Raw genomic sequence first — 265 nt, forward strand, 5'->3', positions numbered from 1 at the left:
CACTCATTACCGAAACGTAGCTTATGCGTGACAATCTCTTTTGCCACGCGCTCAGACTCATCGTCGTCATTACGGCAATTAATAATGCGAATCTTTTCGCCTTGCCCTTTATCTGACCACAGTTTCTTTTCGAATAAATGCTCGTTATTCATAATAACGGCGTTGGCTGAGGTCAAAATACGGGTAGTCGAGCGATAATTTTGCTCAAGCATGACGATTTTCAACTTTGGAAAGTCTTCTTTTAGCAGCGCCATGTTTTCAGGCT

Annotated in this window: 1 protein-coding gene; it reads right to left on the reverse strand. The window is 42.6% G+C overall.

The annotated features are described in order from the left end of the window. On the reverse strand, positions 1–265 hold a 265-nt coding region (locus tag AAEZ06_RS27470), incomplete at both ends, for a 3'-5' exonuclease (RefSeq protein ID WP_350617276.1).

Source organism: Pseudomonas sp. HY7a-MNA-CIBAN-0227, assembly GCF_040310325.1.
Taxonomy (GTDB): domain Bacteria; phylum Pseudomonadota; class Gammaproteobacteria; order Pseudomonadales; family Pseudomonadaceae; genus Aquipseudomonas.